Origin of the sequence: uncultured Shewanella sp., assembly GCF_947491715.1 — a bacterium.
Taxonomy (GTDB): Bacteria; Pseudomonadota; Gammaproteobacteria; order Enterobacterales; family Shewanellaceae; genus Shewanella.
This window is the reverse complement of sequence record NZ_CANLKR010000002.1, coordinates 325,960-340,765: the sequence shown is the minus strand read 5'-3', so window position 1 is coordinate 340,765 and position 14,806 is coordinate 325,960. Positions and strand designations below refer to the sequence as shown.

Annotated in this window: 12 protein-coding genes; 7 read left to right on the top strand and 5 right to left on the bottom strand. The window is 40.7% G+C overall.

Annotated features, from left to right (window positions below):
* Positions 1–228: 228 nt before the first annotated feature.
* Entirely contained in the window at positions 229–1,605 is a 1,377-nt protein-coding gene (locus Q0779_RS04130; RefSeq protein ID WP_298769795.1) for an MFS transporter, read from the bottom strand.
* A 97-nt stretch (positions 1,606–1,702) separates the two neighbouring features.
* Between Q0779_RS04130 and Q0779_RS04125 the strand changes: the two genes are divergently transcribed.
* From Q0779_RS04125 to Q0779_RS04115, 3 genes are all read left to right on the top strand, one after another.
* Positions 1,703–2,890, top strand: a complete 1,188-nt coding sequence (locus tag Q0779_RS04125; protein ID WP_367180773.1) for a sugar diacid recognition domain-containing protein — start codon at positions 1,703–1,705, stop codon at positions 2,888–2,890.
* 121 nt (positions 2,891–3,011) lie between these two features.
* Positions 3,012–4,361, top strand: coding sequence for a GntP family permease (locus Q0779_RS04120; RefSeq protein ID WP_298769793.1), 1,350 nt, complete (start codon positions 3,012–3,014; stop codon positions 4,359–4,361).
* A gap of 24 nt (positions 4,362–4,385) precedes the next feature.
* Positions 4,386–5,546: a glycerate kinase gene (locus tag Q0779_RS04115; protein ID WP_298769792.1), complete on the top strand. Its 1,161-nt coding sequence runs from the start codon at positions 4,386–4,388 to the stop codon at positions 5,544–5,546.
* Positions 5,547–6,071: 525 nt separating this feature from the next.
* Here Q0779_RS04115 and Q0779_RS04110 read toward each other — a convergent pair.
* Together Q0779_RS04110 and Q0779_RS04105 are read right to left on the bottom strand one after the other, a co-directional pair.
* A complete protein-coding gene (locus tag Q0779_RS04110; protein ID WP_298769849.1) occupies positions 6,072–6,974 on the bottom strand; it encodes a class I SAM-dependent methyltransferase in 903 nt (300 codons plus the stop codon).
* Positions 6,975–7,065: 91 nt separating this feature from the next.
* Entirely contained in the window at positions 7,066–8,178 is a 1,113-nt protein-coding gene (locus Q0779_RS04105; RefSeq protein ID WP_298769791.1) for an AI-2E family transporter, read from the bottom strand.
* A gap of 119 nt (positions 8,179–8,297) precedes the next feature.
* On the opposite strand from Q0779_RS04105, the gene folX reads away from it, so the two are divergent.
* Entirely contained in the window at positions 8,298–8,666 is a 369-nt protein-coding gene (gene folX, locus Q0779_RS04100; protein ID WP_298769790.1) for a dihydroneopterin triphosphate 2'-epimerase, read from the top strand.
* A gap of 131 nt (positions 8,667–8,797) precedes the next feature.
* The gene (locus Q0779_RS04095) at positions 8,798–9,709 is read left to right on the top strand and encodes a TIGR01777 family oxidoreductase (protein ID WP_298769789.1); all 912 of its coding nucleotides are present in this window, start codon (positions 8,798–8,800) and stop codon (positions 9,707–9,709) included.
* A gap of 24 nt (positions 9,710–9,733) precedes the next feature.
* Here the strand turns inward: Q0779_RS04095 and Q0779_RS04090 are convergent, their stop codons facing one another.
* Together Q0779_RS04090 and Q0779_RS04085 are read right to left on the bottom strand one after the other, a co-directional pair.
* A complete protein-coding gene (locus Q0779_RS04090; protein ID WP_298769788.1) occupies positions 9,734–12,187 on the bottom strand; it encodes an FtsX-like permease family protein in 2,454 nt (817 codons plus the stop codon).
* Complete coding sequence (locus Q0779_RS04085) at positions 12,187–12,900, bottom strand: ABC transporter ATP-binding protein (RefSeq protein WP_298769786.1); 714 nt, start codon at positions 12,898–12,900, stop codon at positions 12,187–12,189. Before Q0779_RS04085 ends, Q0779_RS04090 begins: the two co-directional genes overlap by 1 nt.
* Positions 12,901–12,925: 25 nt before the next feature.
* Between Q0779_RS04085 and Q0779_RS04080 the strand changes: the two genes are divergently transcribed.
* Together Q0779_RS04080 and Q0779_RS04075 are read left to right on the top strand one after the other, a co-directional pair.
* Positions 12,926–13,510: an arylesterase gene (locus Q0779_RS04080; RefSeq protein ID WP_298769784.1), complete on the top strand. Its 585-nt coding sequence runs from the start codon at positions 12,926–12,928 to the stop codon at positions 13,508–13,510.
* Positions 13,511–13,628: 118 nt separating this feature from the next.
* Complete coding sequence (locus tag Q0779_RS04075) at positions 13,629–14,783, top strand: DUF481 domain-containing protein (RefSeq protein WP_298769782.1); 1,155 nt, start codon at positions 13,629–13,631, stop codon at positions 14,781–14,783.
* The last annotated feature ends 23 nt before the right edge of the window (positions 14,784–14,806 follow it).

The window sequence follows — 14,806 nt, the reverse complement described above, 5'->3', positions numbered from 1 at the left end:
CCAGAAGCATTACCTATGCCAGCCATCTCCCCCGGCCAGTTCCACTTTATTCGTTACTATTAAGATTGCAGGTAATACTTACGCCGCTGCTAACCCCACCAATCTCCCTAATAAAACCAACACATTAATATTAAAAAAACTCTTAATAAAGAAACGGAGTAAATAGAGATGTTCAGCGACAAGTTTCATTCAAACCTATATGGACACCTTCAAAATTGACACAGATTATTACCCCGTTTTTTTATTCCCAATCCACAGCAAACAAATGATAAGTCCAAAGATGGAAAAAACACCATTGACCTTAAAGGCCATATTGATCCCCTCACTCAACTGCTGATATTGAGACACAATCGCAGTATTGAGCCCCAAACCAATTGACCCACCTGCAATTTGAAACATAAAGATAATCCCACCTGCTAAGCCCGCCCGCTTCTGGGGCACAACCGTTAATGCCGCGGTCGTAATCGTCGAATAAAAGAGTCCTACTCCCATGCCTAAAATGAACATTCCCAGTAACATTGACGCATAACTCGTATGCATGGTGAGACTCGATAATAAAAACATTCCTAACGCTAGACAGGCGCTCCCGACTGACAGAATGAGTTTAGCCCCTAATTTTTCATATAAGGCCCCTGCAAAAAAAGAGGCAAGGGCAAAGGTCAACATAACAGGTAACAGTCCGACGCCGGATTTCATGGCTGAATATTGCATGGTTTGACTAAAAAAGAGAGGAAGATAGACCAATACAGCAAAAAAAATGGCTGACATCATTAAAGTCGCAAGCCCTGCCGACATAAAAGGATAGTTTCTCACCATATCCGTTGGAATAAGTGCATACTGACCCACTTTGTATTCAATATAGAAAAATGCCACTATGACCACAAAAAAAATAACAAAAAGACTCACAATAAAAGGATCTTCCCAGCCTAATCCAATACCAAAATCCAAGGCTAGCAATAAGGCCATTAAAGCAATAGATAAAGTCAAAACACCTGCATAATCAATGGGCTCATTTTGATCAATCGGTTTATCATCTTCAATCAATGTATAAACCAGTAAAAAAACAATGACAGCTATGGGTAAATTAATCAAAAAAATCCAACGCCAGCTTAATAAATCGGTTAACACCCCTCCTAACATCGGCCCCATGGCATTACCAAAACCCGCCGTACCAATAACCAAAGCACCAGCAAGCCCCGCTCGATGACTCGGCATTAATCCAAATACAATACCTAAAATGGCAGGCCACATGAGTGCCCCCCCAATCCCCATGAGTATTCGACACACTATCACACCAAAAATACCACTCACTAAAGTAGCAAGCACAGAGAACACGGTAAAAATACTGATCCCAATCATCAGCGCTTTGCGGCGACCAATCCGATCGGCTAAACGGCCTCCAGTGACAATTAACACACCAAACATTAAGGTATAACCATTAATAATCCACTGCGTTTTATTGATCCCAGCTTGAAACTCTTGTCCCATTATCGGTAGAGCAACAGCAAATGCTGTGAAATCATTCGCTATCATCAACACCGATAGCACCATAGCAAGCAATGCCAATGCACTCACTTTATTATTTTTCTTCTCACTTCCCTGCATATCGCGCTCCAGAAAATTATCCGTCAATCAAACAGTCTATTGAAAAGCGTTAGTAAAATAATGGCACAAAATAAGTGATTTATTGAAATGTATTTTTATGTTCAAATATTCTGTTTATGATTATCCTTATATCAATAATATGTACTTTCTTAATACGCAAATTGCTGAGCAGATAATAAAACGTACCACCCATATTATTAAACATAAAATTAATGTTATGAATAATAAAGGGATTATTCTTGCGTCCGGGGATCCTCACCGCATAGGCCTGGCACATGAAGGTGCACAGCTGGCCATTAATCAAAATAGAGTTGTGGAAATCCCCATCAATCATAAAAATACATTCCAAGGTGTCCAAGCAGGTATCAATCTGCCATTACATTTTAAAGGTCATATTATTGGTGTCATCGGTATTACTGGCTCACCTGAGCCACTCCGGCAATTCGGTGAGCTGCTTAAAATGACCGCAGAAATGATTGTTGAGCAAGCTGAGTCATTGCGTCAAGCACAATGGGATCATCGTCAAAAAGAAGAATTGACTTTACAGCTCATTAAGCAAAACCAAGGCGATCCTCGCATACAACAGCAATGGGCAGAGCAATTAGGCATTGATTTACATCTCCCTAGGGTCGCGTGTGTTATACAATTAATCACACCATTAGAACCTGATACAAAACAAGATGAGTTAAACACGCTTGTACAGCTCTTGGACTCACCAAAAAGAGGCAATTTAGTTGCTATTACTTCTTTAACTGAACTCGTGATCCTAAAACCCACTGCTGTCGGCACTAAAGGATGGAGTACAGAACGCGAAAGCCAACGTATCGACTCTCTGCTCAAGCGGTTACCTATTCATCTTAAAAGCAGAGTGAAAATTGCATTAGGACAATATTTTCCAAATCCACAAGATCTTCACCTTTCTTATAAAACAGCTAAAGAAACACTCTTAATCGGCATTAAAACAAATCCAACAAGTCACAAATACGTATTTGAACATTACACATTGCAAGTCTTATTATCTGATTTAAAACATCATTGGCAAGGAAAAGAATTACTTCGCCCTTATGAAAAGCTTGTTCAATATGATAAAAATCAAAAATTGATAAAGACATTGTATGTCTATCTCTCCCATTTTGGCGATCAACAAGCTTGTGCAAATGCCCTTTTCATTCACCGCAATACGCTCAGATACCGCCTCGAAAAAATAGAGGAAATTACAGGAATATCTGTTAAGTCATTAGAAGGAGTATGCTTACTCTACATCAGCCAGCTACTTTCAAAATGATTTTTGTGCATTCGACCAAAAAACAGCCTCCTCTCAGACTGAAAACTGTCCATGATGCTAAAGTCAATCCTGTTATAAGGGGCCATACTGAACATCTTCATCATGCCAAAAAGGATCAACTATGAGCTTGGTATTCATATTAGTCTTTATCATTATCTTTATTATTGTGGCCAGTTCTACCTTTAAACTGCATCCATTTTTGACCTTAATATTGGCATCATTCATTACGGCCCTTGCCTGTCAGTTACCCATGAGTCAAATCGCCCACATTATTAATCAGGGCTTTGGAAACATACTGAGCTATATCGGCTTAGTTATCGTTTTAGGCACCATAATAGGGACCATTTTAGAAAAAAGTGGTGCCGCGATTACCATGGCTGATGTTGTCATAAAATTGTTAGGTAAAAGATACCCAACGTTAACCATGTCTATTATTGGATATTTAGTGTCGATCCCTGTATTTTGTGATTCTGGGTTTGTCATTTTAAACGCATTAAAACAATCTATGGCTGAGCGAATGCAAATATCCAGTGTCGCGATGAGTATTGCACTGGCGACAGGCCTCTTTGCAACCCATACGTTTGTACCTCCAACACCTGGCCCTATTGCCGCCGCAGGCAACCTTGGGTTAAGCGCACACTTAGGGTTAGTGATTGGATTAGGCCTTATTATTAGTGCCATTGCAGCCATTGCCGGAATACTTTGGGCGAATCAATTCACTCAAATAGCACCTGATGGCGATATAGACAATCAACATCATGAACCATTGAAAGAGCCCACCTCTCAATACCCTCAACTCCCCAGCCCATTAGGTGCTTTTTCTCCCATTTTTATCCCCATTTTTTTAATTTGCGTCGGCTCTATTGCCCAACTTCCCATTAACCCTTTTGGTCAAGGCGGATTGTTTGAGATACTCATTACACTCGGTCAACCAGTTAATGCCTTAATCATAGGGCTTTTTATTTCACTCACGTTGTTAAAAGGCAAGGGAAAAATACAACAACTCAGCCAACATGTCAGTCACGGTCTCACCTTAGCGGCACCGATTTTGCTCATTACTGGTGCTGGGGGAGCATTTGGTGCCGTACTCAATGCGACTCCTATTGGTGACTTTTTAGGAAGTCACTTATCTCAATTAGGACTCGGACTCTTTATGCCCTTTATTGTCGCTGCGGCATTAAAATCAGCTCAAGGTTCATCCACCGTCGCATTAGTCACTACATCAGCCATGGTCGCCCCTATGCTTGATAGCATAGGGCTCTCTAGTGATATGGGACGCGCACTTACCGTCATGGCAATTGGCAGTGGAGCGATGACGGTTTCACATGCTAATGATAGTTTTTTCTGGGTCGTCACTCAGTTCAGTCATATGAGTGTCAAGCAAGCTTACAAAGCACAAACCTTGGCAACTCTTATTCAAGGGCTCGTGAGTATCACCTTCATTTATTTGTTAAGTTTACTCCTCCTTTAATGCCATATTATTTAGGGATATATTATGAAAATCGTTATTGCTCCCGATTCATTTAAAGAAAGCTTAACCGCGGTGGAAGTCGCGAACGAAATAGAAAAAGGCTTTCGGGAAGTGCTTCCTCATGCGCAATATATTCATCAGCCCATTGCAGATGGAGGAGAAGGCACCGTTGATACACTCATTGCAGCGACGAATGGGCAAAAAGTGCCCTTGACAGTAAAAGGGCCATTGGGCACTAACGTGCAAACCTATTATGGTATTCTTGGTAATACACCACAGAGTGAATCGCAAACCGCCATTATTGAAGTCGCCAAAGCCTCTGGATTAGATTTAATACCAAAAACGCTACGTGATCCTCGTATTACATCAAGCATAGGCACGGGAGAACTTATCCTTGATGCGCTTAATCGTGGCATAAAACACATCATTTTAGGCTTAGGTGGAAGTGCAACAGTCGATGGCGGCACCGGAATACTCAGTGCATTAGGCGTAAAATTTCTCGATAAAAATAAACAGGTATTAACACCTGGTGGCATTTACTTAAAAGAACTCGATATGATTGACACCACCCAACTCCATCCACTGATTAAGCAATGTCAATTTGAATTGGCCTGTGATGTCACCAACCCTTTATGCGGTGAAACAGGTGCCAGTCAAATATTTGGTCCCCAAAAAGGCGCCGACAATCACTCGGTCCATCAGCTTGATAACGCATTGAGCCACTTTGCAGATATTTGGGTGAAATCGGGAAAAGAAGATCATCGAGAAAAAGCGGGCGCAGGTGCTGCCGGCGGTATTGGATTTGGCCTTATGTCAATACTCCAAGCAACAATGAAGCCAGGTATTGATCTTATCCTTGCAATCACAGAGCTTGATAAAAAGATAGCAAACGCCGATTTAGTTATTACTGGTGAAGGCTGCTTAGACAGTCAAACCCTTAACGGCAAAGCCCCATTAGGGGTGACACGCCTAGCGAACCACTATGCTGTTCCCGTGATCGCCATTGGCGGAAGTATCGGTGAAGATGCCAATAAACTGCTCGATAATGGTATAACTGCACTCTTTTCTATCACGCCAAAAGATCTGCCATTACCCACATTACTCAAGCAAGCCAAAAGCCATTTATATGCGTGTTCGCGGAACATTGCAGCACTTTATCACATCAGGCCAAAAAGTGATGGTTAAAACAGCAAATAATAAAAAAATGCCAATCAATCACTGATTGGCATTTTATGGATTATCTGTAGAAATAGCTAAAATAATCACCTTGGAACAGGAGATCAATCTAAAAACGCATCTTCATCCATTTCAGTCGGCAGCGAAGCTAACATTTCATCTTGTACTTGGTAGTAAGCTTCTTCGTAGTCTTGCGCTTCCATAATCACTCCGCATCAAAGATAGTGTAGGGAACAAAGGCATGCCATCAAATCGTGTCATTTTGCCTTGTATGAGAAGAAATAATGCAAAAAAGGCCATATAATCAACTCTACGTTAATTATACCACTCAAAAAGGCCGGCTTACAAAAAACTTTCAGTTCTGTTTTAAGAAAACAGCGTTTTAGCGTTGTAAATAATAAAAAAGGCATTAAAAACTGAAAGCCTTTCAGTTTTTAATGCCTTTTTTATATTAAAATCTATTTTTATATAACTAATTTAATGACAAATAATGACTAACACTTAGCCATTATTAGCATTAAATTGCTAATAATTTCATTGGTACCTGAGTACTTTCAATGCCTTATTTGGATCAACATCTTCAAACACTTCTGGGTTTGTAATTTGCTCTTGAAAGACTAAATTTGCACTATATTCATTAACTTGTTCCTTTAAAAAATCAATACTCAACTCAGGAGCATTAAGGCATAACAACAGATCTCCTCCAGGCTTAAGCAAATCAGGGAGTCGCTTTAATAAACGTGCGTAATCTTTACTGGCAACAAAGCTGCCTTTTTGATTACTCGGTGGATCGGCAATAATAAGATCATAAGGCCCTAACTTTGTCAGCTTCCCCCACGATTTAAAAATATCATGCCCTAAAAATTTAGCGCCAGTCGAGTAGCCATTCAACAAATGATTCTGTTTACCAAGGGCAAGCGCACCTTTGCTCATGTCCATGTTTACCACCTCAGTAGCCCCACCTTGTAAAGCAGCCACTGAGAAACCACAAGTATAAGCAAATAAGTTTAATACTTTTTTATCACGTCCATGTTCACGTACCCATTGACGTCCTCGGCTCATATCAAGAAACAATCCGTGGTTTTGCCCCTTTAATAAATGCACCTGAAAACGCGCACCATTTTCGGCCACAATATGAGGCTCAGGCACACTGCCTGCTATACTCTCAGTCATTGTTTTCCCACCACTGCGATATTGATAAACCAAATTGAGCGGTTCGTTAGGCACCAACGTCTGCCAACGCTGAGTTATTCCATCAATAATCAACGCAAGTTCATCATTAGTGAGTGGTTTAAAGCTGGTTAACAACAACACAGGGTTAAACCAATCCAAACACAAATGTTCACAACCAATGTAACGTCCACCTCGTCCATGAAACAAACGAGCCACGTCTTGATCCCACTTAATTTTTTGTAGCGCTTCTAAAAATAACTGCATTAACTTACTGTTCCAACCATCTAAAAAAATATCCCCTAAACTCACTCAAAGCATGCCTTTATGAGTAAGAGGAAGCTATGTTTCACCCAGATTATTCTTTCGGCTTTTGATGAACAATTTGTTCATTCTTTTGCGAAGTATCAACAGATGCTTTGACAGGAACACAAGGTTCTGCCCCTAAATTGTCCGACAATAAAATAGATAACCATTTTCCACTTTCACTATATTCTAACGCGATTTTTACCACCATAGTTAAAGGCACGGACAATAACATGCCGACGGTACCGAGCAGCCACCCCCAAAAAATGAGTGACAAAAAAACCACTAAAGTCGATAACCCCACCCCCCGTCCAGTGTATTTAGGTTCAATAATATTGCCAATCACCGTATTTGTTACAATGTAGAGTAACGTAGCCGCACCTGCCTCACCTGTCCCTAATTGGATAAAAGCTAACAACACTGCTGGCACTGCGGCAATAATGGAACCAATATTAGGAATATAGTTAAACAGAAAAGCAATCACCCCCCATAACAAGGCGTAATCGACCCCAATGATATAAAGTCCAACACCAATAATGGCCCCTGTGGCTAAGCTCAGTAGACTCTTTATTACCATGTAACGATTAACCGAATGCAAGAACTTATCCATTTGCTGCAGGCCGACACCGGGATTATCAAATGCAAAATGTAATTTCTTAGCAAAAGTCGGAGCCTCTATCAACATAAAAACGATAGTCAGTACAATCAAAAATAAATTGGCCATGACATTACCAATACCTGATAACATATTGGTTGTCATTGAAAAAGCAACACCGGGATCAAAGTACGACATGATTTGATCCCGCGTAATATTGATCTTGAGTGACTGTAACTTATCAATCCCCCATGAGAAATGTTCAATCAGTTGACTACGATAATGAGGTAACTGCTGAGAGAATTCGGTGATAGAACTCCCCACAACCGAGGTTAGCCAAAAGCCTGCTAGTAAAATCAATACCATCAAAATTAATACCGCGAGCAAACGAGGCACACGATAAGTGGACATCCAATTAATAATAGGATTACAGATCACCGCAATAAAAGCCGACAACACTAAAGGCACCACAATGGGGCTAGCAATTTTAATCCCAGCCAAAATAACGACAATAAACCCCATCGTCGCTATCCCTTTGTAGGCGACCCCTTTATCTTCAAATCGATTCATTTATACAATCCTCAATGCTTATTCACGGCAAGATACTATTGGTAAGACAAAAAAGCTTCTAGATTTATTATAAAATTGATAGGCTTATTCTTAATGATATAAAGGAGATTATAACAAGAATGAAGCCAGAAATAGCAATTATCCGCATTAAAAATTTACGTCTTCGCACTTTTATCGGTATTAAAGAGGATGAAATTAAGAATAAACAAGACATTATTATTAATGCCTCTATTCATTATTGTGCAACGAAAGCACGAGGCAGTGATAATATGGAAGATGCGTTAAACTATCGGACCATTACGAAAAAAATGATTGCATTAGTTGAGAATAATCGTTTTTCATTACTTGAGAACTTAACCAATCAAGTCTTAGCCATTGCCAGTGAGCACCCTTGGGTCGATTTAGCCGAAGTCGAAATAGACAAACCTCATGCGCTTAGATTTGCAGACTCCGTTTCTTTAACGCTATGCTATAAAAAAGAAAAATAATTCCTCTGCCTCACTTAAACAGTGAGGCAAGAATAAAATTTCGCCTCATTTTTAAGTTTAAACGCAAAAAATTGATCCTTTTTATGTTGGAGTTATTATGCTTGTATGCAAACCCGATAAAAAATATCACTATGAATATACTTATCACAGGCGCGACAGGTTTTATTGGAACACAACTTGTTCATGCCCTTGAGCAAGAACATTCACTGACACTTCTTTCTCGCCATCCAGGAAAAGCTGCACAAAAGTTAGGAACAGCCCACACCTACCTCAAAGCATTAAGCTCACTTGATCACCTTAATGACATAGACATAGTTATCAACCTTGCAGGAGAGCCTATAGCAAGCAAACGCTGGAGCCATACTCAAAAAGATCGTATCTGTCACAGCCGCTGGCAAATCACTCAAGAAATCGCGAGCTTAATTAAAAAAAGTTCCACGCCACCTCAAAAGTTAATCAACGCTTCAGCCATCGGCTTTTATGGCAGCCATTCGAATAAAGCATTCGATGAAGATGATATACCTCAAAAAGAGACCATTCAGGAATTCCCCCACATTGTCTGTAAAGAGTGGGAAAAATCTGCAAATTCTTGTCGCTCCTTACAGACCCAAGTCATTATTTTACGTTTAGGTTTAGTCTTAGGTTTTCACGGTGGTGCACTCAGTAAAATGCTTCCCGCCTTTAAACTGGGTCTAGGTGGCCCCATTGGAGACGGGAAACAAGGTGTCAGTTGGATCCATCAAACCGATTTAGTGGCGCTTATTCTCTTCATGATAAAACAAACGCATTGCCAAGGTATTTTTAATGCCACGACCCCTCACCCCATCAGCCAAAGTGAGTTTGCCAAAGTGTTAGCTCATACCCTCAAAAGACCGGCAATCGTGCCTTTACCTGCTTTTATATTAAAACTGGCTTTAGGTGAAATGTCCCAGCTGCTTACGCAAGGACAGTTCATTCTACCAACACGCACATTAGCGACAGGTTTTCAATTTCAATACCCCAACATCAATGAAGCACTTCACCAATTACTGCAATCGACATAAAAATATTAAAAGTGAGCATAGCAATTAATGTCCCTTTAATAGCTCAGTACAAGGTTGGTTTAATAATTGACGGCAACGCCAGAGCCCTAATACTCCCACTACCACGCCGCCACAAAGTGGGGCGATAGCCCACCATGGCCAATGCATATAGACATTAAGTTCAAACACTTGTGTTTTTAATAAATATAAAGAAAACTCTGCAACCCAAACGGCTAACACACCCGCGATAATCCCTAACAGTGCAAATTCCAGTCCGGTTGCCCATTTGAGTAAACTGCCTTTAGCCCCAAAGGTACGTAACACCGCCAGTTCCCGCTGCCGCGACGCCATTCCAGCTTCCGTTTGAGCCATCATAACTAACGCACTTGCCATCACCACTAATGCTAACACCAAAGATAAAGACACTGACACTTGACTGATAATTTGCCGTAACTGCTCAATCATCGCCCCCACATCAATCACAGATATCGTTGGAAACAAACGCAGCAAACCAACAATAACCTGATGATTATCTTCCTTTAAACGAAAACTCACAATGGAGGTTGAGGCAAAAGAAGACAAGGCTTCTTCAGTAAAAATCATAAAAAAGTTAGGTTGCAAACTCTCCCAATGCACATCTCGAATACTCGTAACGGTTACATCCACCTTCTGATTGTCTATGGTAAACGTTAACCTGTCACCCAATGTGAGTCCTAACCGCTCGGCCACCCCTGACTCAACTGAGACATCATTTGATGCTTGATTGAATTTCCCCTCTAACAATTGATTATTTTCAGGTACCGTATTTCGCCAAGTTAAATTCAGCTCTCGGCCAACCCCTAAGCGCCCAGTTGCTCCTTCATCTTGCTGTTTTTGGGTAATGGTATTTTCGCCATTAATCTGAGTCAACCGACCTCGAATAACAGGGTATAAATGAGGAACATCCCCAATATATTGAGATAAATATTGGATCACTCCTGCCTTTTGCTCAGGTGCAATATTCACTAAAAAATAATTAGGCGCAGTATCAGGTAATTGCTGCCGCCATTCTTCCAATAAATCCTGCCTAAGGGCTAAAATGGTTAATAAAAGGACTAACGCACAACTAAACCCAACCAATTGCATCGCATTTTGTTTTGCTCGACGCCTTAAACCCGCCAGTGCTAATTGCAACGGGTTAGTGGTTTTCATTCCCATACCATGGCCAAGCTTAATCATTAAAAAGCCTAACAAACTGAGTAATGCCCCGAGCAATAACACCGTCGCCATCACGGTTAAGGTCATCGCCAATTGCCCTGAATACAAGTAACCCAATAAGCCCATTGCCAATAAACTCAGCAGTAAATGGACCCACATACCAAAACTTGCACTTTCAAGCTGACGTTGAAGCACTCTTAATGGTGGAATAGACAGCAAACGCAACAAAGGATAAGCTGAAAACATAACGGCACTAATGAGTCCCGTTGCGATGCCTAATAAAACTGGCCTGAATAAAGAAGGCGAATAACGTGCTATCTCTTCAGGTAAAAACAAGCTGATGGCTTTATCAAGTCCTACCCCGAGAAAAACGCCTAATATTACGCCAAAACACGTGACCAAAAGTAGATGTAAACTAAACAACGTACGAATTTGACGAGCTGAAGCTCCAAACGTTTTCAACATCGCCACCACATCATAATGACGCTGACAATAACGCTGCGCAGCGATACCAATTGCAGCACATGCTAAAGCAATGCCTAATAAACAAGCCAACAATAAAAACTGCTCGGCACGATTAACCGCATTAGCAATCGGAGAGTCGCCAGATGTGACATCAACCCAACGTTGGCTGGTGTTCAAAAAAGGCTTCACTTGCTTTTCAAATGCATTTAATTGGCTGTCTCCCCCAGTAAATTGATATAAATACGTCACTCGACTTCCCGGTTGCAACACACCGGTTTTTTCCACATCCGCCATACGCATGAGTACCACTGGCGATGAAGCAAATGGGTTAAAACCTGCATCAGGTAACCGCTTTATTTCCTTTGACAACATAAACTGGGTAAGACCAATTTCAACCTGAGTCGGTTGAGATAATAAACCAGAAAGACGAGTTTCATACCATAAATGGCCAAGAGCAGGTAATCCGCTGGCTTGACCCGTGGATAATTCAATCTGCCCTTTCAAAGGATATTCATCCTCGACGGCCCTCACTTTCACGAGTTGAAACTTATCTCCCGCATAAGCCATGGAGTTAAACTCAAGTACTAAGGTTTGTGAAAGCCCCAGTTTATTTGCCATCGCCAACAAAGCTGGATCGATTAGCTTAGGTGAACGAATAATGCGATCTGCGGCAATAAATTGAGATGCTTGCCCCTTGATCGCCACTTGAAGCCTATCACTGACACTCGCCAGCCCCGTCACTGACAATACCGCTAAGGTGATCGCTAAAATAATTAACACTAGCTGCCCTTGAGATAATTCCCGCTTAAACAATCGCCACGCCAGTTCTAAAGCCATTAACTCACCTCATCCGTTGTATGCACTTTGTGAGGCGTCGACTCTGACAAAATGCCATTTTCCATTAACAATTGCCGTTCACATAAATTAGCTAAAGTGAGATCATGAGTCACCAACACTAAAGTTGTGTGACTTTCATTGTTCATTGAAAAGAGCATTTGGGTAATTTTATCACTGTTCGCAGCATCTAAATTCCCGGTTGGTTCATCGGCAAATAACACTTTGGGCTCGCTAATAAAAGCGCGAGCAATCGCCACTCTCTGCTGTTCTCCTCCCGATAATTGATTCGGTAGATGGTTCAAGCGATGAGAAAGTCCTACTCTATCTAACATCTTTTTGGCTTTTTCTTTTGCCTCTTTTATTCCTGCAAGTTCAGCAGGTAACATTACATTTTCAAGGGCCGTTAATGTATCCACCAACATGAAAGACTGAAAAATAAAACTCACTTTTTCTTTACGAAGTGCAGCTTTACCTTCTTCATCAAGCCCCTTCAATGACACACCATCTAGCGCTATGTCCCCTGATGTTGGCGTATCTAAGGCTGCAAGTAACCCCAATAGCGTTGACTTTCCTGATCCCGAAGGCCCTAAAATCGCAATACTTTCCCCCTGCTTGACTTCTAAGTCAATGCCGTTGAGGATAGAAAGCTGCCCTTCTTGGGTCGCCACTGACTTAACGAGAGAATTAACCACTATGGCACTTTTATTAAACATAACACCCTTCTTAAAGAAAAAATCCATGGCACCATTAATTGCCATGGTATTAATTTTGATAAGCCTTCCCCTTCAAGCAGCCCCCATTTTAATTTTAGGCGACAGCTTAAGTGCTGGATACGGCATGCCTGAAAATGAAGGCTGGGTTAACTTACTACGTAAAAAATTACCACAACATACGTTAATCAACGGATCAGTCAGTGGCGAAACTTCGGCAGGAGCACTGAGACGACTACCTGCATTACTTGACTCCGTCGAGCCTCAACTCATTTTTATTGAGCTAGGTGCAAATGATGGGCTGCGTGGTTTCCCAACAACACAACTAAAACAAAATCTAACACAAATCATTAAATTATCTCAAGAAAGAGGCGCACTTATTTTACTGTCAAACATTATGGTTCCGCCTAATTACGGCCCACGATACGCCAAACAGTTTACTCAAGTGTATCAAGATATCGCCAAGGAGCAGCAAATCACTTTGGTGCCCTTCTTCTTAAAAGATATCATCACCCACCCTGAATTAATGCAAAATGATGGTATTCATCCGAATGCGAAAGCGCAGCCACAAATCGCAGCCTTTATTCAACCTTGGTTACTGGGTGAGTTGTAATAAAAAGCTTTCTTAGCCGCTCTTTTACTAAAAACAGCATTGCTTCATAAATAACATTTTTGTAGTATATTCTCCCTATCTTACCATCGTAATTTTAACAATTTTAGGGAGAATAAAGGTGCAGGAAGACATGCTAAGTTGTCAGCCATCAATAGAGAGGAAAAACACACTTAGTCTACTCCTTTTATCTTGTAGCCTATTAACAACTAGCTTTGAAAGTATCGCGACTCCCACTTCCAAAGCATTGCCTGAAACAAATCAACCTAAGACGCTAACGCCTGCTGAACTCACTTTGCCTGAAGACAACAAGTATGATTGGATCCAACTCTCAAGTCTTGAAATGCTAAAAGGCACCCTCAAGCATTTATATGAGGACAAAGTAGAATTCAAAAGTAAAGAATTTGGCACACTCAGCATAGATTGGGATGATATTTTACAGCTTCACACCAGTCATGTTGTCAGTGTAGGTTTTATCGATTTTACGACTCAAACAGGGCAGTTAACCTTACGAAATAACCAAATAGACATCAATAATCGTCAATATCCTCGCAGCGATGTGATGACCATTATCACGGGCAATGATAGCGAAAGTAATTACTGGTCCACAAAAATCACCTTAGGGGCTGACTTTTATTCTGGCAATACAGATCAAATTGACTATAGCGCCATTGCTTATACACGTAGAAGAACAACAGAGTCTCGTTTTAATACAACATATTTAGGGAATTATTCTCGTACTGATGGTGAAGCTACCATAAATAATCACAGATTAAACAGCAATTTTGATTGGTTTATTTCCAAAAAGTTTTATTTGCGACCTATTTTTGGAGAAGTCTATAAAGATCCATTTTTAAACTATGATTATAAAATCACCTTAGGTTCGGGTATTGGTTATAATATAATTGACACTTCGACAACAGAATGGAAAGTCAGTGGTGGTCCGGCCTACGTCTATACTCGCTTTGATGAGGTAGAAGCGGGTGAAGAGAAATATAATAGCAGTCCCGCCATTGTTGTTGAAACAGACTATGACACAAAATTAACTGAGATTATCGATTTCAATGCCCTTTATCGTATTCAGTACGGCAGCAGTGATGCGGGGGGATACACTCATCATGTGTTAACAGGATTTTCTATTAATTTAACCCAATACTTTGATTTAGATCTTTCCTTTGTTTGGGATAGAGTCAGCCAACCTCAAGCGAATGGTGAAGGTGAAATCCCGAAAAAAGATGACTTTCAATTCATCGTAGGATTAGGTATTTCCATTTAATGAAATAATGAATGAGGCTGATA

Coding starts and splice junctions, on each gene's coding strand:
- Q0779_RS04130 (WP_298769795.1), bottom strand. CDS start 1,605: ATGCAGGGAAGTGAGAAGAAAAATAATAAAGTGAGTGCATTGGCATTG.
- Q0779_RS04125 (WP_367180773.1), top strand. CDS start 1,703: ATGTTCAAATATTCTGTTTATGATTATCCTTATATCAATAATATGTAC.
- Q0779_RS04120 (WP_298769793.1), top strand. CDS start 3,012: ATGAGCTTGGTATTCATATTAGTCTTTATCATTATCTTTATTATTGTG.
- Q0779_RS04115 (WP_298769792.1), top strand. CDS start 4,386: ATGAAAATCGTTATTGCTCCCGATTCATTTAAAGAAAGCTTAACCGCG.
- Q0779_RS04110 (WP_298769849.1), bottom strand. CDS start 6,974: ATGCAGTTATTTTTAGAAGCGCTACAAAAAATTAAGTGGGATCAAGAC.
- Q0779_RS04105 (WP_298769791.1), bottom strand. CDS start 8,178: ATGAATCGATTTGAAGATAAAGGGGTCGCCTACAAAGGGATAGCGACG.
- folX (WP_298769790.1), top strand. CDS start 8,298: ATGAAGCCAGAAATAGCAATTATCCGCATTAAAAATTTACGTCTTCGC.
- Q0779_RS04095 (WP_298769789.1), top strand. CDS start 8,798: ATGAATATACTTATCACAGGCGCGACAGGTTTTATTGGAACACAACTT.
- Q0779_RS04090 (WP_298769788.1), bottom strand. CDS start 12,187: ATGGCTTTAGAACTGGCGTGGCGATTGTTTAAGCGGGAATTATCTCAA.
- Q0779_RS04085 (WP_298769786.1), bottom strand. CDS start 12,900: ATGTTTAATAAAAGTGCCATAGTGGTTAATTCTCTCGTTAAGTCAGTG.
- Q0779_RS04080 (WP_298769784.1), top strand. CDS start 12,926: ATGGCACCATTAATTGCCATGGTATTAATTTTGATAAGCCTTCCCCTT.